Here is a 16,739-nt window from a genome sequence, read left to right on the forward strand (position 1 = left end):
TGTCTTCTCTCGATCAGGCAGAGGCTTTACGGGCCGCTTGGATCTTGGCCTCGAATTCAGGCCGGAAGTGCTTGATCATGGCGCGCACGGGCATCGCAGCGGCGTCGCCCAGGGCGCAGATGGTGCGCCCCATGATGTTGAGCGACACGTCGTCGAGCTTGTCGATGTCCTCAGGTCGGCCTTCGCCGTGCTGGATGCGGTTGACCATGCGCCAGAGCCAGCCCGTGCCCTCGCGGCAAGGCGTGCATTGGCCGCAGGATTCGTGTTGGTAGAAGTACGACAGGCGCAGCAGCGACTCCACCATGTCGCGCGAGTCGTCCATCACGATGACCGCGCCCGAACCCAGCATGGAGCCTGCCTTGGCGATGGAGTCGTAGTCCATCGTGCATTCCATCATGATGTGGGCTGGCAGCACGGGCGACGACGAACCACCAGGGATCACGGCCTTCAACTGGCGGCCCTTGCGCACGCCGCCCGCGAGTTCGAGCAGCTTGGCGAACGGCGTGCCCAGCGGAATCTCGTAGTTGCCGGGCTTTTCCACGTCGCCGGACACCGAGAAAATCTTGGTGCCGCCGTTGTTGGGCTTGCCGCATTCCAGATAGGCTTGCCCGCCATGGCGGATGATCCACGGCACCGCCGCGAAGGTCTCGGTGTTGTTGATCGTCGTGGGCTTGCCGTACAGGCCGAAGCTGGCCGGGAACGGGGGCTTGAAGCGCGGCTGGCCCTTCTTGCCTTCCAGCGATTCGAGCAGTGCCGTTTCCTCGCCGCAGATGTAGGCCCCAAAGCCATGGTGCGCATGCAGTTGGAAGCTGAAACTGCTGCCCAGGATGTTGTCGCCCAGGTAGCCAGCAGCGCGCGCTTCTTCCAGCGCGGCCTCGAAGCGTTCATAGACCTGGAAGATTTCGCCGTGGATGTAGTTGTAGCCCACCGAGATGCCCATCGCGTAGGCGCCAATGATCATGCCCTCGATGACGCTGTGGGGGTTGTACATGAGGATGTCGCGGTCCTTGCACGTACCCGGCTCGCCCTCGTCCGAATTGCAGACGAGATACTTCTGGCCCGGGAACGAGCGGGGCATGAAGCTCCACTTCAAACCCGTGGGAAAGCCCGCGCCACCCCGACCACGCAGGCCGGACTCCTTGACGGTGGCGATCACCTGATCTTGCGACAAGCCTTCGCCGCCATCCTTGCCAAGAATCTTGCGCAAGGCCGCATAGCCGCCGCGCGCCTCGTAGTCCTTGATGCTCCAGTTCGTACCGTTCAGCCCGGCATAGATTTGCGGGTTGATGTGACGATCGTGGAAACAGGTCTGGACCCCCGTCGCCTGGAACTGGGAAAGAATCTGTGCAGCCGTGGTCATCACTTGCCCTCCGCCGCGCGCAGGCCATCGACGAGCTGGTCGAGTTTGTCGTTGTCCATGAAACTGCACATGGTGCGGTCGTTGACCAGCATCACAGGCGCATCGGCGCAGGCGCCCAGGCACTCGCACTGCTGCAAGGTGAACAGGCCGTCCGGCGTGGTTTCGCCCATGGACACGCCCAACTTGCGCTCCAGATGGTGCAGCGCCTTCTGGCCGTCGCGCAGTTGACAAGGCAGATTCGTGCAGACGTTGAGCTTGTATTTGCCCACCGGCTGTTGGTTGTACATGTTGTAGAAGGTCGTGACCTCATGCACGGCGATCTGGGGCATGCCCAGGTACTCGGCGATCACGGCCTCGCTCTCGGGGCTGACCCAGCCCTGCTCTTGCTGGACGATGGACAGGCAGGCCATCACGGCCGACTGGCGGCCTGGGCCGTTGTCCGGGTACTTCGCCACTTCGCGGGCGAAGCGTTGCCTGGTGGCTTCGGTAATCATCGGTCAATCTCCCCGAACACGATGTCCATGGTGCCAATGATGGCCACGGCATCGGCGATCATGTGGCCACGCGCCATTTCATCGAGCGTGGCGAGGTGCGCGAAGCCGGGCGCACGGATCTTCAGGCGATACGGCTTGTTGGCACCATCGCTCACGAGGTAAATGCCGAACTCGCCCTTGGGGTGCTCCACCGCAGCATACGCCTCGCCCTCGGGCACGCGAAAGCCCTCGGTGAACAGCTTGAAGTGGTGGATCAGTTCTTCCATGTTGGACTTCATGGATTCGCGCGCGGGCGGTGCCACCTTGTGGTTGTCGGTGATGACCGGGCCGGGGTTGGCGCGCAGCCAGTCCACGCACTGCTTGATGATGCGGTTGGACTCGCGCATTTCCTGCACGCGCACCAGGTAGCGGTCGTAGCAGTCGCCCGTCTTGCCCACTGGTATGTCGAAGTCCACGCGGTCGTAGGCGTCGTAGGGCTGGGTCTTGCGCAAGTCCCATGCGAAGCCGGAGCCGCGCAGCATGGGTCCGGTCATGCCCAGGTTCAGCGCGCGCTCGGGCGGCACCACGCCGATGCCAACGGTGCGCTGCTTCCAGATGCGGTTATCGGTGAGCAAAGTTTCGTACTCGTCCACGCAGCCTGGGAAGCGCTTGGTGAAGTCGTCTATGAAGTCCAGCAGCGAACCCTGGCGGTTGCTGTTGAGCGCCTCGATGGCCTTGGCATTCTTGATCTTGCTGACCTTGTACTGCGGCATGCTCTCCGGCAGGTCACGATAGACGCCGCCCGGGCGGAAGTACGCCGCATGCATGCGCGCGCCGGACACGGCCTCGTACATGTCGAACAGGTCTTCGCGCTCGCGGAAGGTGTAGATCAGGATGGTGGAACTGCCGCAGTCGTTGCCGTGCGAACCCAGCCACATCAGGTGATTCAGCAGGCGTGTGATCTCGCCGAACATCGTGCGGATGTATTTGGCGCGCAGCGGCACTTCAAGGCCCAGCAGCTTCTCGATGGCAAGGCAGTACGCCTGCTCGTTGCACATCATCGAAACGTAGTCCAGCCGATCCATGTAGGGCAGCGACTGGATGTAGGTCTTGTGCTCGGCCAGCTTCTCTGTGGCGCGGTGCAGCAGACCGATGTGCGGGTCGGCGCGCTGCACGACCTCGCCATCGAGTTCGAGCACCAGACGCAGCACGCCGTGCGCGGCAGGGTGCTGCGGACCAAAGTTCAGGGAGTAGTTCTTGATTTCAGCCATCAGTGAAGCCCGCCGTACTTGTCTTCGCGGATGATGCGCGGCGTGATCTCGCGCGGCTCGATGGACACAGGCTCATAGACCACGCGGCGCTGCTCGCTGTCGTAGCGCATTTCCACATGGCCGGACAGCGGGAAGTCCTTGCGGAATGGGTGACCGATGAAGCCGTAGTCGGTCAGGATGCGGCGCAGGTCGTTGTGGCCATCGAACACGATGCCGAACAGGTCGAATGCCTCGCGCTCGAACCAGTTGGCCGAGTTCCAGAGGTCGGACACCGAGGGCACGAGCGGGAAGTCGTCGTCCGGGCAGAACACCTTCACGCGCACGCGCTGGTTCAGGCTGACGGACAGCAGGTGCGACACCACGCAGTAGCGCGGGCCTTCATAAATGCCGTCGGCATACGAAGAAAAATCGACGCCGCAGAGGTCGATCAACTGCTCGAAACGGCAGCTTTCCGCGTCGCGCAGCGTGCGCATCGCCTCCAGGTAATCGGCAGCGGCCACCACCACGGTGACCTCATCCAGGGCTACCGTGATCTGCCGCGCTTTGCCGCCCAGGGCTGCGGCGATACTGTCTTTGAGTTTTTCAGGCCGAATGGCTACGGGAGTCATCGTCATCCACCCTTCAGACACGAGCAATGGTGTTGGTGCGGCGAATCTTCTGCTGCAACTGGATGATCCCGTAGATCAACGCTTCCGCAGTCGGCGGGCAGCCGGGCACGTACACATCCACCGGCACGATGCGGTCGCAGCCACGCACCACGGAATAACTGTAGTGGTAGTAGCCGCCGCCATTGGCACAGGAGCCCATGGACAGCACCCAGCGCGGCTCGGACATCTGGTCATAGACCTTGCGCAAGGCAGGCGCCATCTTGTTGCACAGCGTGCCCGCCACGATCATCAGGTCGGACTGGCGGGGGCTGGCGCGAAATACTTCCGCGCCGAAACGACCGATGTCATAGCGCGCGGCCGCCGCGTGCATCATCTCGACGGCACAGCAGGCCAGGCCGAACGTCATGGGCCACAGGGAGCCAGTCTTGGCCCAGTTCACCACGGAGTCGTAGCTCGTGGTGACGAAGCCTTCCTTCATCACGCCTTCAATCATTGCACCATCCTTGCTTGGCGAAGAAGCCTGTTCGTCATTCCCAATCCAGGGCACCCTTTTTCCATTCGTAGGCAAAGCCCACGACCAGGATGGCCAGGAAGATCACGACCGCCACGAAACCGGCGGCGCCCACCTCGTGCAGCGTCACCGCCCAGGGGAAAAGGAACGCGATCTCAAGATCGAAAAGAATGAACAGAATCGCCACGAGGTAGTAACGCACGTCGAACTTCATGCGCGCATCTTCGAAGGCTTCGAAGCCGCATTCGTAGGGGGAGTTTTTCGCGGCATCCGGGCGATTGGGACCCAGTATGTAGCCAAGTGCAAGGGGGACAACGCCGACGGCGATGCCGACCAAGATGAACAAAAGGACGGGGAGGTACTGATCGAGGTTCATCTTGAGGACGTTCTCACCGCTGTGGCTGCCCGTCAGCCCCTATGGGGGTCTGCGGACAAGCCTTTGTATGGTGCCGTCGGCGAGACTCGAACTCGCACAGCTTTCGCCACTACCCCCTCAAGATAGCGTGTCTACCAATTTCACCACGACGGCTGGTTTTTCATCTGGATGGCATGAGGAACCTTGCGGTTTTTGGCTTTCCAGACAATCCGGAATTTTATCCCGGAAAACCCCTGCTTCGGCCTTGGTGGCCGAATTTAGTGGGTTTATTTGGTCGGGATCTGCGCTGCGCCTGATGCGGGCTCTGCCGGGGCCACGGCGGCAGCCGGTGCGGATGCGGCAGGCGCGGCAGCGGCGGGCGCCTCCAGCACGCTGCCCGTGCTGACCGGGCGCGAATTGCCGAAATAGGCCAGCGCCAGCGTCGCCACGAAGAACACCACCGCCAGCACCGCCGTGCTGCGCGACAGGAAGTTGGCGCTGCCGCTGGCCCCGAACAGGCTGCCGGAGCTGCCGCTGCCAAAGGCCGCGCCCATGTCGGCACCCTTGCCGTGCTGGACCAGGATCAGGCCGATCATCCCCAGCGCCGCCAGCATCTGCAACGCCAAAACCACGTTCACGATCACGTTCATTCTTTGTGTACTCCTGATTGAATAGCTGTCCACGCAAGCCTGTTAAGCATTTCAACGGGCTGCGGCAATGATTTGCAAGAAGTCGGGCGCCTTGAGCGACGCACCGCCCACCAGGCCGCCGTCGATGTCTGGCTGCGCCAGCAACTGCGCCGCGTTGGCGGCATTCATGCTGCCGCCGTACAGCAATCGAATGCGGTCGGCGTGCTCGCTGGCCGCAGCCAACTGCGCGCGCAGCACGGCATGCACCGCCTGCGCCTGCTCGGGCGACGCAGTGCGCCCCGTGCCGATGGCCCAGACGGGCTCGTACGCCACCACCACTTCGCTGATGCAGTGGCCGTTGAGGTGGATGACCGCCGCCAGCTGGCGCTTGACCACGGCCTCGGTCTGCCCCGCCTCGCGCTCCTGCAGCGTCTCGCCCACGCAGACGATGGGCGTGATGCCCGCCGCCAGTGCGCGTTGTGCCTTGTGCGCCACGGCGGCATCCGTTTCGCCGTGGTACTGGCGGCGCTCCGAATGCCCGACCAGCACATAGCGCACGCCAAAATCCTTCAACATGGCCGCAGACACCTCGCCGGTGTAGGCACCCGCCTCGTGCTGCGACACGTCCTGCGCGGCCAGCGCCACCACGGAGCCGGACGTAAGCGCCTGCACCTGCGCCAGATAAGGCGCGGGCACCGCCACGGCCACATCGCACGCCGCATCCGCCAGCCCCGCGCTCAAGGCACCCAGCAAGGCATCGTTGGCAGCCAGGCTGCCATTCATTTTCCAGTTGCCCGCGATGAGTTTCTTGCGGCTGTTCATGGTCACAGAAGTTTGAATGATTTTGGCCTCCAGCGCTTGATAGGCAAGCGCTGGCAGCTATGAAAATCGCAGCAATCGGCTTACTGCTGCTGTTCCTGCGGCTCCACCGGCTGGCGCTCGCGGCGCGGCTCGCGGTCACCGCGCTCGGCACGCGGGGGGCGGTCGCCCTGGCCTTCCGGGCGCTCGGACAGCGCCTTCATCGACAGCTTGATGCGGCCCTTTTCATCGGTCTCCAGCACCTTGACCTTCACAACCTGGCCTTCAGCCAGATAGTCGGACACCTTCTCCACACGCTCGTGCGCGATCTGGCTGATGTGCAGCAGGCCGTCCTTGCCAGGCAGCAGGTTGATGAGCGCGCCGAAGTCCAGGATCTTGGTGACGGGGCCTTCATAAACCTTGCCGATCTCCACCTCGGCGGTGATCTGCTCGATGCGGCGCTTGGCCTCGTCGGCCTTGGCGGAGTCGTTGGAGGCGATGGTGATGGTGCCGTCTTCCTCGATGTTGATCTGCGTGCCGGTCTCCTCGGTCAGCGCGCGGATGGTGGCGCCGCCCTTGCCGATCACGTCGCGGATCTTCTCGGGGTTGATCTTCATCGTGTAGAGCTTGGGCGCAAAGGACGAAATCTCGGCCTTGGCCTCGCCCATGGCCTCTTGCATCTTGCCCAGGATGTGCATGCGCGCCTCCTTGGCCTGGCCCAGCGCCACCTGCATGATTTCCTTGGTGATGCCCTGGATCTTGATGTCCATCTGCAAGGCCGTGATGCCGTTGGTCGTGCCCGCCACCTTGAAGTCCATGTCGCCCAGGTGATCCTCATCGCCCAGGATGTCGGTCAGCACGGCAAAGCGGTTGTCTTCCTTGATCAGGCCCATGGCGATACCGGCCACGTGCGCCTTCATGGGCACGCCCGCATCCATCATCGACAGGCAGCCGCCGCAGACGGACGCCATGGACGAGGAACCGTTGGACTCGGTGATCTCGGACACCACGCGGATGGTGTAGGGGAACTCTTCCTTGGTCGGCAGCACCGCGACCAGCGCGCGCTTGGCCAAGCGGCCATGGCCGACCTCGCGGCGCTTGGTGGAGCCCATGCGGCCCACTTCGCCCGTGGCGAAGGGAGGCATGTTGTAGTGGAACAGGAAGCGGTCTTCGAACTCACCCGCCAGCGCGTCGATGCGCTGCGCGTCACGCTCGGTGCCCAAGGTGGCAATGACCAGCGCCTGCGTCTCGCCGCGCGTGAACAGCGCCGAGCCGTGCGTGCGGGGCAGCACGGAGTTGCGGATCTCGATGGGGCGCACGGTGCGGGTGTCACGGCCGTCGATGCGGGGCTCACCCGCCAGGATCTGGCTGCGCACGATCTTGGCTTCGATGTCGAACAGCAGCGCCTCGACCTTCACCGCGTCGAACTCGGCGCCCTCGGCCTTCAGCGATTCCAGCACCGAGGCCGATGCCTCACGCAACGCCTGCGTGCGGGCCTGCTTGCTGCGGATCTGGTAGGCGGCGCGCAGCTTGCCTTCGGCCAGCGCGGTCACCTTGGCGATGAACGGCTCGTCCTTGGCGGGCGGCTGCCAGTCCCACACGGGCTTGCCCGCGTCGCGCACCAGTTCGTGGATGGCGTTGATGGCCACCTTGCCCTGTTCGTGGCCGAACACCACGGCCCCGAGCATGATTTCTTCGGACAGTTGCTGGGCTTCGGATTCGACCATCAGCACCGCAGCCTCGGTACCCGCGACCACCAGGTCCATCTGCGAGCTCTTGCGCGCCGTCTGGCCGGGGTTCAGCACGTATTCGCCGTTGACGTAGCCCACGCGCGCCGCGCCGATCGGGCCGTTGAACGGGATGCCGGAGATGGACAGCGCCGCGCTCACCGCGATCATCGCGGCGATGTCAGCGTCCACTTCGGGGTTCAGCGAGATGGTGTGAATGACCACATGCACCTCGTTGTAGAACCCCTCGGGGAACAGCGGGCGGATGGGGCGGTCGATCAGGCGGCTGGTCAGCGTCTCCAGTTCGCTGGGCTTGGCTTCGCGCTTGAAGAAGCTGCCGGGGATCTTGCCGGCGGCGTAGGTCTTCTCAATGTAGTCCACCGTCAGCGGGAAGAAATCCTGGCCGGGCTTGGCCGTCTTGGAAGCCACCACCGTGGCCAGCACCACGGTGTCGTCGATGTTCACCAGCACGGCGCCGGAAGCCTGGCGGGCGATCTCGCCCGTTTCCATGACGACGGTCTTGTCGCCCCATTGGAACGTCTTGGTGACTTTATTGAAAATGCTCATGTTCAGCTCCTGTTTTGATAGCTGGCAGCGCGCTGCCAGATTGGCTTGGAGAGCAATTCAGAACACGATGCCATTCCAGTGGTGCTGCCCATGGCAACACCATTGGAATGACACAGCTTCGCTCTGTTTTGCGGCTCCGAAGTAAAAAACGCCTGAGCTAGCGGACTAACCCAGGCGTTGTTGCATGCGAATGCGCTTACTTGCGCAGGCCCAGCTTGGCGATCAGCGCCGTGTAGCGGTCGGCGTCCTTGGCCTTGAGGTAGTCCAGCAGCTTGCGGCGGCGGCTCACCATGCGCAGCAGACCACGGCGACCGTGGTGGTCCTTGGCGTGGGTCTTGAAATGAGGGGTCAGTTCGTTGATGCGAGCGGTCAGCAGGGCCACTTGCACTTCGGGGCTGCCAGTGTCGTTGGCAGAACGGGCGTTGGCCTTGACGACTTCGGCCTTGATGGAGGATGCGATCATTTGGGTGTTTCCTTGGATTTTTTAACTTGCGCCAGCGGCTGGAATCACCACTGGCGTGCGCCTTGCACCGTGCAAAGCCTGTCGATTATAGCCGGATGCACTGAGACACCTGCCCATTCCGGCCTCGCTACCATCCATTCGCCATCAACGGACCGCAAAACACCATGTCACAGCCCTCGACGCTCCTGCAAGCCCTCCTATCCATCGGCATGGCCCTGCACCTCCTCATCAATCCCATTGCCGCACACGCCAAGGCGAAGTCGTCCCAGGCGCAAACAGCAGAAGCATCCCTCGTCAAGAAAAAGAGCACGAGCAAGGTCACCTATAAGCATAAGCGCAGCGATTCCGAGGAAACCTCCGCCGAGCGCGACCGGCGCCTGTACCGGGAATGCAAGGGCATGCACAACGCCGGAGCATGCAAAGGGTACACGCGGTAACCCCGGCCGAGGCCACCGCAAAGTGACGCCGGCCATGGACACACCCGATGTTGCTGTTCAGGTTCCAGTAGCGGCATAGCGCATGCAACGGCGGCTTCGGTACTGGCGGCTATGGCTGCGCTTTGCGCCTAGCAGTCCATCCCGAACCAGGGCATGCGCCATCGCGGCGACTTATTCAGCGTCGCCCTAATGCGACCGCTGGCGGTATTCGCTCGGGCTGCAGCCAACGTGCGCACGGAACACGCGGCTGAAGTGGGCGCTGTTGCAAAAGCCCCAGGACAGGGCGATGTCGGTGACCGAGCGCGTGCTGCCGCGCAGCTCGCGCAGGCAGGCGTCCAGGCGGCGGCGCTGGATCATGGCCGCCAGCGTGTCTTCGTCGTCGGCCACCGCGTTGTACAGGTGGCGTTTGCTGCAGTTCAGCGCCTGGGCGATGCGGTCGATGGTGAGGCCCGGGTCGCCCAGGTGGCGGTCGATGTACTGCAGGATGCGGTCGCGCAGCGCCTCGCGCTGCGACAGGGCGCTGTGCTGGCCGTTGCGCTCCAGCAGTGACAGCTGCACCAGGTGCGTGATCACGTCGGCCACGCCGTCGGCCGCCGCGTCGGACATGGTGGGCAGCTCGGAGAACGCGGCGCGCATGGTGTCCCAGGCCAGGCGCGATACGCCCGTGGTGCCCGAAAAGCGCTGCACCATCAGGTCGTCGAGCTTGAGCTTGCGCTCGGGCAGTTGCTCCTTGGGGATCATCAGCACCATCTGGCGCACGCTCACGGGGTTGCTGACGGCGTAGGCGCGCGTGGTGTCATAGACGCTCCACTCGCCCGGCGATAGCCACACGTGCCGTCCGTTCTGCTCGAAGCAGGCGCGCCCTTCGAGCTGCGCCACCACCTTGATGTAGGCCCGGTCGCTGCCCCGGATCAGGCTGGGGGTGCGCACCACGCGGTGGCGGCTCACGTCGAGCTGGCACAGGTTGACGTAGCCCGCCCGGCCTGAGGTGATGTGGCCCGCGAAGGCCTCGTCGCCGAAGGCGTCCGACTCCAGCCCGCCGATGAGCCGCCACACGGCGTCGCCCCACAGGTGCAGGCGGTCGCGCGGGGGCACGGCGTCGGTCGATACCTCGGTCAGGGAATGGGCCATGGGTGTCGTCTCCAGTGCCGGGGATTATCGGACGCGGGCTATTCCGTTGTCTCCCGAGGAAATCCGGGTAAACCCGCTGCCCCATGCACGCAGAGGCAAGCGTTTTGTTCACGCTGGGCGCAGCGGGCCGTGCCGCGTCTTTCTACGATAGTCCACCGCCATCCAAGGAGACAACGACATGACAACGCACCAGCATTCCAAGCGCCAACTCATCAAAGGGGCCGCCGCCCTGGGCGCGCTGGCCGCCGCGCCGCGCCTGTGGGCGCAGGGCAGCCCCGTGCGCATCGGCTACGCCATCGCCCGCACGGGCCCCTGGGCGGCGGGCGCCCAGGTGAGCCAGGAGCCCAACTACCTGCTCTGGGCCGAGCAGGTGAACGCGGCGGGCGGCCTGAGCGTGAAGGGCACCAAGCGCCCCATCGAACTCATAGGCTACGACGACCGCAGCGAGACCGAGACCTGCGTGCGCACCTACGAAAAGCTCATGGGCAGCGACAAGGTGGACCTGATCCTGCCGCCCTGGGGCTCGGGCGCCAACTTCGCCATCGCGCCGCTGGCCAACCGCCACGGCTACCCGCTGCTGGCGCCCACCGCCCTGTCGCGCAAGCTCATCGACATGAACCTGCCCTACTTCTTCTCGCTGCTGCAGCAGCCCGACAAGATGATGGGCGCGCTGGTGGACATGCTGGTGGCGAACAACGTCAAGACCGTCGCCATCGTCTATATGGACGACCTGTTCGGCTTGGAGAACTTCGCGGCGCTGAACAACGCGCTGAAAAAAACCAGCATCCAGGTGGTGGAGCGCAAGAGCTACCCGCTGGGCGTGAAGGACCTGGCGCCCGTGCTGCGCGGCATCAAGGACCAGAACCCCGACGCCTTCATCGGCATCACCTACCCGCCCGACACCATCCTGGCCAGCCGCCAGGCGCGCGAGGTGGGGCTGAACCCCCGGTTCTTCTACGCCTCGGTGGGCACGGCGTTCCAGCTCTACAAGAACGTGATGGCCGCCAACACCGAGGGCGTGATCGGCATGGGGTCGTGGAACGTGAAGACCAGCCCCCAAGCCAAGGCGTACTTCGACGCACACGTGAAGAAGTTCAACAAGGAACCCGACCGCTGGGCCAGCGGCCACGCCTGGGCGGGGCTGGAGATATTGCAGCAGGCCGTGGACAAGGTGGGGCTGGACCGCAAGGCGCTGCGCGAGCACATCGCCAAGAACGAGTTCAAGACCATCCTGGGCGGCATCCGCTTTGCGGGCAGCGAGAACGCGTCCATCCCCGGCACGGTGAGCCAGTGGCAGGGCAGCGACTTCGAGGTGGTGTGGCCCAAGGACCGCGCCACCGCCCAACTGAACCCGAACAAGCCCGCCTGGAAATAACGACGTGTCTTTGACTTCCTGGGCCGAGCTGGTCGCCAGCGGCCTCATCACCGGCGGCATCTACGCGCTGGTCGCCATGGGCTTGAACCTGCAGTACGGGCTGATGCGCATCATGAACATCTCGCATGGCGAGTTTTTGATGCTCGGCGCCTTCCTCACCTGGTGGGCGCACACGGCCTGGGGCGTCTCGCCGTTGCTGCTCATGCCCGTGGCCTTCGCGGTGCTGTTCGCGCTGGGCGTGGCGGTGCATGCGCTGTGCTTCAAGCGGCTGGCGGCGCGCGCGCCGAATGTGGACGTGTTCGAGGCGCGCAGCCTGATGGTGGGTTTTGGCCTGATGTTCTTCGTGCAGAACACCGCCCTGCTGGTCTGGGGCGGCGACCTGCGCGGCTATGAATACCTGGCCGACCCGGTGCAGGTGGCGGGCATGCGCTTTACCGCGAACAAGCTGGTGCTGTTCGGCGTGGCGCTGGCGCTGTCGGCGGCGCTGATCGCTCTGCTCAAGCTCACGCTGCTGGGCAAGGCGGTGCGGGCGCTCATGCAGTCGCCCATCGGCGCGCAGCTCGTGGGCATCAACACGCGCAGGCTGCACCCCATGATGTTCGGCATTGGCCTGGGCCTCTCGGGCGTGGCGGGCGCGCTGCTGTCGATGACGTATGAGATTTCGCCCTCCATGGGCGAGCCCTACACCGTCACCGCGCTCATCGTCATCACGCTGGGCGGCTTCGGCAGCCTGGCGGGCAGCCTCGCGGGCGGGCTGCTGCTGGGCGTGGTCGAGGCGCTGGGCATGCACTTCAGCAGCCCGTCCCTGAAGATGCTGCTCAGTTATGCCGTGTTCATCGGCGTGCTCATCTGGCGGCCCAACGGTTTGTTCTCCAAAAAATGAAGACGCTCCCCTCCAACAAACCCTGGCTGGCGCTGGCCGCAGGCGTGGCGGTGGCCGCCACCCTGCCCTGGCTGGTGTCCGAGTTCGCGGCCTCGGTGCTGCTCAGTTGCCTGATGTACATCGCCCTCGCCACGAGCTGGTCGCTGTTCTGCGGCGCCACGCGCTACCTGTCGCTCGCCACCTCGGCCTTCTTCGGCATCGGGGCCTATGCCAGCGCCACGCTGCTCGGGGTGCTGCCCTGGCCGCTGGTCATCCTGGCGGGCGCGCTCATCGCCACCGTGGTGGCCGCAGTCATGGGCGCGGCGGTGCTGCACCTGCGCGGCACCTACTTTGCGGTGCTGACCTTCGGCATGACGGAGCTGATCCGCCACGCCGTGACCTTTGTCGAAAAGCAGGTCTCGGGCACCGTGGGCCGCGTGCTGATGGAAGTGCCGAGCAACGAGACGGTTTACCTCACGGTGCTGCTGATCGCCGCCGCCGCCGTCGCCACGGCCATTGGCGTGAAGCGCAGCCGCTTCGGCCTGGCGCTGGCGGGCATCGGCGCCGACGAGCAGCGCGCGCAGACCCTGGGCGTGGACACGCGCCTGGCCAAGATCGCGGGCTTCGGCCTCACCGCCGCCTTTGCGGGCGCTGTCGGCGCGGCCATGGCCGTGCGCTGGACGTACATCGAGCCCGCGGCGGTGTTCAGCCCCTTCATCGGCTTCCAGACGGTGCTGATCGCGCTGATCGGCGGCGCGGCCAGCCTGGGTGGGCCGATCCTGGCGGCCATCGTTTTCAGCCTGCTGGCCGAGACGCTGCGGCTGCAACTGCCCTACGGCTACATGATGGTGCTGGGCGTGCTGCTGATTTTGTGCGTGATGTACCTGCCCAACGGCCTCGCGACGCTGTGGCAGAGGAAGGGGGCCAGTCATGGCTGAACCGCTCCTTACCATCGAGGGCGTGACCGTGCGCTTTGGCGGCCTCACCGCCGTGGACGGCGTGAGCGCCACGCTGCACACGGGTGAGCTGGTCGGCATCATCGGCCCCAACGGCGCGGGCAAGACCACGTTCTTCAACGCCATCTCGGGCGTGCAGCCGCCCACGGCGGGCACGCTGCGCTGCGGCGCGGACGACCTGACCGGCCAAGGCCCGCACCGCTACGCGGCCCACGGCATCGCGCGCACCTTCCAGACGCCGCGCGTGTTCCCTGACATGACGGTGCGCGACAACGTGTACTTCGGCATGCAGTTCGCGGGCCGCCACCGCACGGGACCGCAAGGGCTGCGCAGCGTGGACGAAATCCTCGCCATGCTGGGCCTGGCCGCCCTGGCCGACCGCCCCGCCGCCGACGTGACGCCCTCGCAGCAGCGCCTGCTGGAGATCGGCATGGCCCTGGGCACGCGCCCGCGCCTGCTGCTGCTCGACGAAGTGGCTGCCGGGCTGACCGAGGCCGAGGTGGACGCGATGGCCCAGCGCATCCGCCGCCTGCGGGACGACTGGGGGCTGACTGTTGTGTGGATCGAGCACGCCGTGAAGACCCTGCTGCAGTACGTGGAGCGCGTGCTGGTGCTGCACCAGGGCCGCAAGATCGCCGACGGCACGCCCGCCGAGGTGGTGCGCGACCCGCAGGTGATCGAAGCCTACCTGGGCGATGAAATGGAGCCCACGGCATGAGCGGCGGCGCACACTTACACGTCAGCGGCCTGGCGGCGGGCTACCACGGCTTTCAGGTGCTGCAGGATTTGACGCTGCAGGCGGCGCCCGGCATCACCGTGATCGTCGGCCCCAACGGCGCGGGCAAGACCACGCTGCTCAAGGCCCTGGCCGGGCTGCTGCCGCGCACCGGCACCGTCACGCTGGACGGCCAGGACGTGCCCGCCATGAACGCCACGGCCTGTGTGCAGCGCGGCCTGGCCCTCGTCGCGGAAGGCCGCCAGTTGTTCCCCCAGATGACCGTCACCGAGAACCTGGAGCTGGGCGGCTGGCTGGTGCCCGCGCGCGTGCGTGCCGAGCGCATCGCCCAGGCTTTCGAGGACTTCCCGCGCCTGAAGGAGCGCGCCCAGCAACTGGCCGGCACCATGAGCGGCGGCGAGCAGCAGATGGTGGCCGTGGCCCGCGCGCTGATGAGCGGCCCGCGCCTCTTGATGCTGGACGAGCCCTCGCTGGGCCTCGCGCCGCGCATGGTGGACGAGCTGCTCGCCATCGTGCAGCGCATCGCCGCGCAGGGCGTGACCGTGCTCATGGTGGAGCAGAACGTGCGCAAGGCGCTGCAGATCGCGCAGCAGGGCTACGTGCTGGAGCGGGGCCGCATAGCGGCGTCGGGCCCTGCATCCACCCTTCTTCAATCCGACGTGGTGCGCCAGGCTTACCTGGGCGTCGCCTGACCTTCATCCAAGGAGACTTCTCAATGACCGCCATTTCCATGCTGATCGACGGCCAGCGCGTGCAGGCCACGGGCGGCGCCACCTTCATGCGCCGCAACCCGCTGGACGGCACCGTCGCCACCACAGCCCCCGCCGCCGCCGTGGCCGATGCCGTGGCCGCCGCCGATGCCGCCGCCAAGGCCCTGCCCGCCTGGGCGGCCCTGGGTCCCAACGCCCGCCGCGCCCTGCTGCAAAAGGCCGCCCACGCGCTCGAAGCCAAGGCGGACGCCTTCGCCGCCGCCATGGCCGCCGAGACGGGGGCCTCGGGCCTGTGGGCGGGCTTCAACGTCCACCTGGCCGCCGGGCTGCTGCAGGAGGCCGCCGCGCTCACCACGCAGATCGCGGGCGAGGTGATCCCGTCCGACGTGCCCGGCAGCCTGGCCATGGGCGTGCGCCAGCCCGCGGGCGTGGTGCTGGGCATCGCGCCGTGGAACGCGCCCGTCATCCTGGGCGTGCGCGCCGTCGCCACGCCGCTGGCCTGCGGCAACACGGTCATCCTGAAAGGCTCCGAGCTGTGCCCCGCCACGCACGGCCTCATCATCGAGGCGCTGCAAGACGCGGGCCTGCCGCCCGGCGTGGTGAACTTCGTCACCAACGCGCCGCAGGACGCGGGCGCCGTGGTGGAGGCCATCGTGGCCCACCCGGCGGTGCGGCGCGTGAACTTCACCGGCTCCACCAAGGTGGGCCGCATCGTGGCGCAGACCTGCGCCAGGTACCTCAAGCCCGTGGTGCTGGAGCTGGGCGGCAAGGCCCCGTTCGTGGTGCTGGACGATGCGGACGTGGACGCAGCAGTGGCAGGCGCCGTGTTCGGCGCCTTCGCCAACTCGGGGCAGATCTGCATGTCCACCGAGCGCATCATCGTGGACGACAAGGTGGCCGACGCGTTCGTGCGCCAATTCGCCGAGCGCGCCCAGGCCCTGCCCCTGGGCGACCCGCGCAAGGGCCCGGTGGTGCTGGGCTCGGTGGTGGACATGGCGACCGTGCAGCGCTGCAACGCGCTCATCGACGACGCGGTGGCGAAAGGCGCCACGCTGGTGTGCGGCGGCCAAAGCGACAGCACGCTGATGGCCGCCACGGTGCTCGACCACGTGACGCCCGAGATGCTGATCTACCGCGAGGAATCCTTCGCGCCGGTCAAGGCCATCGTGCGCGTACACGGGGTGGAAGAAGCGATTGCCTGCGCCAACGACAACGAGTTCGGGCTGTCGGCTGCCGTGTTCGGGCGGGACGTGGCGCGGGCGTGGAACGTGGCCGCGCGCATCGAATCGGGCATTTGCCACGTCAACGGCCCCACGGTGCATGACGAGGGGCAGATGCCGTTTGGCGGCGTCAAGAACTCGGGCTATGGGCGCTTTGGCGGTATGGCGGGGGTGCGGGAGTTCACGGAGCTGCGCTGGATCACAGTGCAGACGGCGCCGCGGCACTATCCTTTTTAGTGAATGAAAATGCCTTCTAGCGCTTATGTAGCAAGCGCTTGCAGCTATATTTTTTGATGATTTGCGTTGGTTGAGGGCAGGGGCCGGGATTTCGCCCCGGCGGGCGAGGTACTTTTCTTTGTCTCGCCAAAGAAAAGTACCCAAAAGAAACGCGACCCTACTGTCCGTGTCCCTTCGCTGCGCTACGGGCAACCTGCGATGCTCGGTCACGGGGTGTCGCCGTGGAACTCACTTCGCGCTTGCAGCGCTACGTTCAAACAACCCCGGCGAGTCAGACCACGAAGCATGCGCGCTGCGACGCGCATGCACACCC

18 protein-coding genes and 1 tRNA gene are annotated in these 16,739 nt (G+C 65.7%); 7 read left to right on the forward strand and 12 right to left on the reverse strand.

Annotation, left to right across the window (positions count from 1 at the left end):
- Positions 1-13: 13 nt before the first annotated feature.
- The 11 genes from nuoF to rpsO all read right to left on the reverse strand — a co-directional run bounded on the left by nuoF (position 14) and on the right by rpsO (position 8,762).
- Positions 14-1,360, reverse strand: a complete 1,347-nt coding sequence (gene nuoF, locus QM569_RS04285) for an NADH-quinone oxidoreductase subunit NuoF (protein WP_414985989.1) — start codon at positions 1,358-1,360, stop codon at positions 14-16.
- Entirely contained in the window at positions 1,360-1,854 is a 495-nt protein-coding gene (nuoE, locus tag QM569_RS04290) for an NADH-quinone oxidoreductase subunit NuoE (protein ID WP_414985990.1), read from the reverse strand. The genes nuoF and nuoE overlap by 1 nt, the downstream gene beginning before the upstream one ends.
- The gene (locus tag QM569_RS04295; RefSeq protein WP_414985991.1) at positions 1,851-3,104 is read right to left on the reverse strand and encodes an NADH-quinone oxidoreductase subunit D; all 1,254 of its coding nucleotides are present in this window, start codon (positions 3,102-3,104) and stop codon (positions 1,851-1,853) included. The genes nuoE and QM569_RS04295 overlap by 4 nt, the downstream gene beginning before the upstream one ends.
- Positions 3,104-3,712 carry an NADH-quinone oxidoreductase subunit C gene (locus tag QM569_RS04300; RefSeq protein WP_414986006.1) on the reverse strand — a complete coding sequence of 203 codons (609 nt, stop codon included), beginning with the start codon at positions 3,710-3,712 and terminating at the stop codon, positions 3,104-3,106. Before QM569_RS04300 ends, QM569_RS04295 begins: the two co-directional genes overlap by 1 nt.
- 13 nt (positions 3,713-3,725) lie before the next feature.
- Entirely contained in the window at positions 3,726-4,205 is a 480-nt protein-coding gene (locus QM569_RS04305) for a NuoB/complex I 20 kDa subunit family protein (RefSeq protein ID WP_414985992.1), read from the reverse strand.
- 34 nt (positions 4,206-4,239) lie between these two features.
- A complete protein-coding gene (locus QM569_RS04310; protein WP_414985993.1) occupies positions 4,240-4,599 on the reverse strand; it encodes an NADH-quinone oxidoreductase subunit A in 360 nt (119 codons plus the stop codon).
- Positions 4,600-4,667: 68 nt separating this feature from the next.
- Positions 4,668-4,752, reverse strand: a tRNA-Leu gene (locus tag QM569_RS04315).
- Positions 4,753-4,865: 113 nt separating this feature from the next.
- The gene (gene secG, locus QM569_RS04320) at positions 4,866-5,228 is read right to left on the reverse strand and encodes a preprotein translocase subunit SecG (protein ID WP_414985994.1); all 363 of its coding nucleotides are present in this window, start codon (positions 5,226-5,228) and stop codon (positions 4,866-4,868) included.
- A 51-nt stretch (positions 5,229-5,279) separates the two neighbouring features.
- On the reverse strand, positions 5,280-6,029 hold the full coding sequence (gene tpiA, locus QM569_RS04325; protein WP_414985995.1) for a triose-phosphate isomerase: 750 nt from the start codon (positions 6,027-6,029) through the stop codon (positions 5,280-5,282).
- A gap of 80 nt (positions 6,030-6,109) precedes the next feature.
- The gene (pnp, locus tag QM569_RS04330; protein WP_414985996.1) at positions 6,110-8,299 is read right to left on the reverse strand and encodes a polyribonucleotide nucleotidyltransferase; all 2,190 of its coding nucleotides are present in this window, start codon (positions 8,297-8,299) and stop codon (positions 6,110-6,112) included.
- Positions 8,300-8,495: 196 nt separating this feature from the next.
- Complete coding sequence (rpsO, locus tag QM569_RS04335; RefSeq protein WP_291486243.1) at positions 8,496-8,762, reverse strand: 30S ribosomal protein S15; 267 nt, start codon at positions 8,760-8,762, stop codon at positions 8,496-8,498.
- A 164-nt stretch (positions 8,763-8,926) separates the two neighbouring features.
- Between rpsO and QM569_RS04340 the strand changes: the two genes are divergently transcribed.
- Positions 8,927-9,199: a hypothetical protein gene (locus QM569_RS04340; protein WP_414985997.1), complete on the forward strand. Its 273-nt coding sequence runs from the start codon at positions 8,927-8,929 to the stop codon at positions 9,197-9,199.
- 186 nt (positions 9,200-9,385) lie between these two features.
- On the opposite strand, the gene QM569_RS04345 is transcribed toward QM569_RS04340, so the two are convergent.
- Positions 9,386-10,330: a helix-turn-helix domain-containing protein gene (locus QM569_RS04345; protein WP_414985998.1), complete on the reverse strand. Its 945-nt coding sequence runs from the start codon at positions 10,328-10,330 to the stop codon at positions 9,386-9,388.
- A gap of 178 nt (positions 10,331-10,508) precedes the next feature.
- On the opposite strand from QM569_RS04345, the gene QM569_RS04350 reads away from it, so the two are divergent.
- Genes QM569_RS04350 through QM569_RS04375 form a run of 6 tightly spaced genes read left to right on the forward strand, consistent with a single transcriptional unit; the run spans position 10,509 to position 16,426 of the window.
- On the forward strand, positions 10,509-11,705 hold the full coding sequence (locus QM569_RS04350) for an amino acid ABC transporter substrate-binding protein (RefSeq protein WP_414985999.1): 1,197 nt from the start codon (positions 10,509-10,511) through the stop codon (positions 11,703-11,705).
- 4 nt (positions 11,706-11,709) lie between these two features.
- Positions 11,710-12,588: a branched-chain amino acid ABC transporter permease gene (locus QM569_RS04355; RefSeq protein ID WP_414986000.1), complete on the forward strand. Its 879-nt coding sequence runs from the start codon at positions 11,710-11,712 to the stop codon at positions 12,586-12,588.
- Positions 12,585-13,505, forward strand: a complete 921-nt coding sequence (locus tag QM569_RS04360; protein WP_414986001.1) for a branched-chain amino acid ABC transporter permease — start codon at positions 12,585-12,587, stop codon at positions 13,503-13,505. Before QM569_RS04355 ends, QM569_RS04360 begins: the two co-directional genes overlap by 4 nt.
- Positions 13,498-14,241 (forward strand): ABC transporter ATP-binding protein, encoded by a 744-nt coding sequence (locus tag QM569_RS04365; RefSeq protein ID WP_414986002.1) that lies wholly within the window; start codon positions 13,498-13,500, stop codon positions 14,239-14,241. The genes QM569_RS04360 and QM569_RS04365 overlap by 8 nt, the downstream gene beginning before the upstream one ends.
- Positions 14,238-14,951, forward strand: a complete 714-nt coding sequence (locus tag QM569_RS04370; protein WP_414986003.1) for an ABC transporter ATP-binding protein — start codon at positions 14,238-14,240, stop codon at positions 14,949-14,951. The genes QM569_RS04365 and QM569_RS04370 overlap by 4 nt, the downstream gene beginning before the upstream one ends.
- Before the next feature lie 23 nt (positions 14,952-14,974).
- Positions 14,975-16,426, forward strand: coding sequence for an aldehyde dehydrogenase (locus tag QM569_RS04375; protein ID WP_414986004.1), 1,452 nt, complete (start codon positions 14,975-14,977; stop codon positions 16,424-16,426).
- Positions 16,427-16,739: the final 313 nt, after the last annotated feature.

It is taken from the genome of Acidovorax sp. (assembly GCF_047607405.1).
In the GTDB taxonomy this organism is placed as follows: domain Bacteria; phylum Pseudomonadota; class Gammaproteobacteria; order Burkholderiales; family Burkholderiaceae_C; genus Acidovorax.

Excerpts from the sequence above, each read along its gene's own strand:
- nuoF (WP_414985989.1), bottom strand. The coding sequence starts at position 1,360 with ATGACCACGGCTGCACAGATTCTTTCCCAGTTCCAGGCGACGGGGGTC.
- nuoE (WP_414985990.1), bottom strand. The coding sequence starts at position 1,854 with ATGATTACCGAAGCCACCAGGCAACGCTTCGCCCGCGAAGTGGCGAAG.
- QM569_RS04295 (WP_414985991.1), bottom strand. The coding sequence starts at position 3,104 with ATGGCTGAAATCAAGAACTACTCCCTGAACTTTGGTCCGCAGCACCCT.
- QM569_RS04300 (WP_414986006.1), bottom strand. The coding sequence starts at position 3,712 with ATGACTCCCGTAGCCATTCGGCCTGAAAAACTCAAAGACAGTATCGCC.
- QM569_RS04305 (WP_414985992.1), bottom strand. The coding sequence starts at position 4,205 with ATGATTGAAGGCGTGATGAAGGAAGGCTTCGTCACCACGAGCTACGAC.
- QM569_RS04310 (WP_414985993.1), bottom strand. The coding sequence starts at position 4,599 with ATGAACCTCGATCAGTACCTCCCCGTCCTTTTGTTCATCTTGGTCGGC.
- secG (WP_414985994.1), bottom strand. The coding sequence starts at position 5,228 with ATGAACGTGATCGTGAACGTGGTTTTGGCGTTGCAGATGCTGGCGGCG.
- tpiA (WP_414985995.1), bottom strand. The coding sequence starts at position 6,029 with ATGAACAGCCGCAAGAAACTCATCGCGGGCAACTGGAAAATGAATGGC.
- pnp (WP_414985996.1), bottom strand. The coding sequence starts at position 8,299 with ATGAGCATTTTCAATAAAGTCACCAAGACGTTCCAATGGGGCGACAAG.
- rpsO (WP_291486243.1), bottom strand. The coding sequence starts at position 8,762 with ATGATCGCATCCTCCATCAAGGCCGAAGTCGTCAAGGCCAACGCCCGT.
- QM569_RS04340 (WP_414985997.1), top strand. The coding sequence starts at position 8,927 with ATGTCACAGCCCTCGACGCTCCTGCAAGCCCTCCTATCCATCGGCATG.
- QM569_RS04345 (WP_414985998.1), bottom strand. The coding sequence starts at position 10,330 with ATGGCCCATTCCCTGACCGAGGTATCGACCGACGCCGTGCCCCCGCGC.
- QM569_RS04350 (WP_414985999.1), top strand. The coding sequence starts at position 10,509 with ATGACAACGCACCAGCATTCCAAGCGCCAACTCATCAAAGGGGCCGCC.
- QM569_RS04360 (WP_414986001.1), top strand. The coding sequence starts at position 12,585 with ATGAAGACGCTCCCCTCCAACAAACCCTGGCTGGCGCTGGCCGCAGGC.
- QM569_RS04365 (WP_414986002.1), top strand. The coding sequence starts at position 13,498 with ATGGCTGAACCGCTCCTTACCATCGAGGGCGTGACCGTGCGCTTTGGC.
- QM569_RS04370 (WP_414986003.1), top strand. The coding sequence starts at position 14,238 with ATGAGCGGCGGCGCACACTTACACGTCAGCGGCCTGGCGGCGGGCTAC.
- QM569_RS04375 (WP_414986004.1), top strand. The coding sequence starts at position 14,975 with ATGACCGCCATTTCCATGCTGATCGACGGCCAGCGCGTGCAGGCCACG.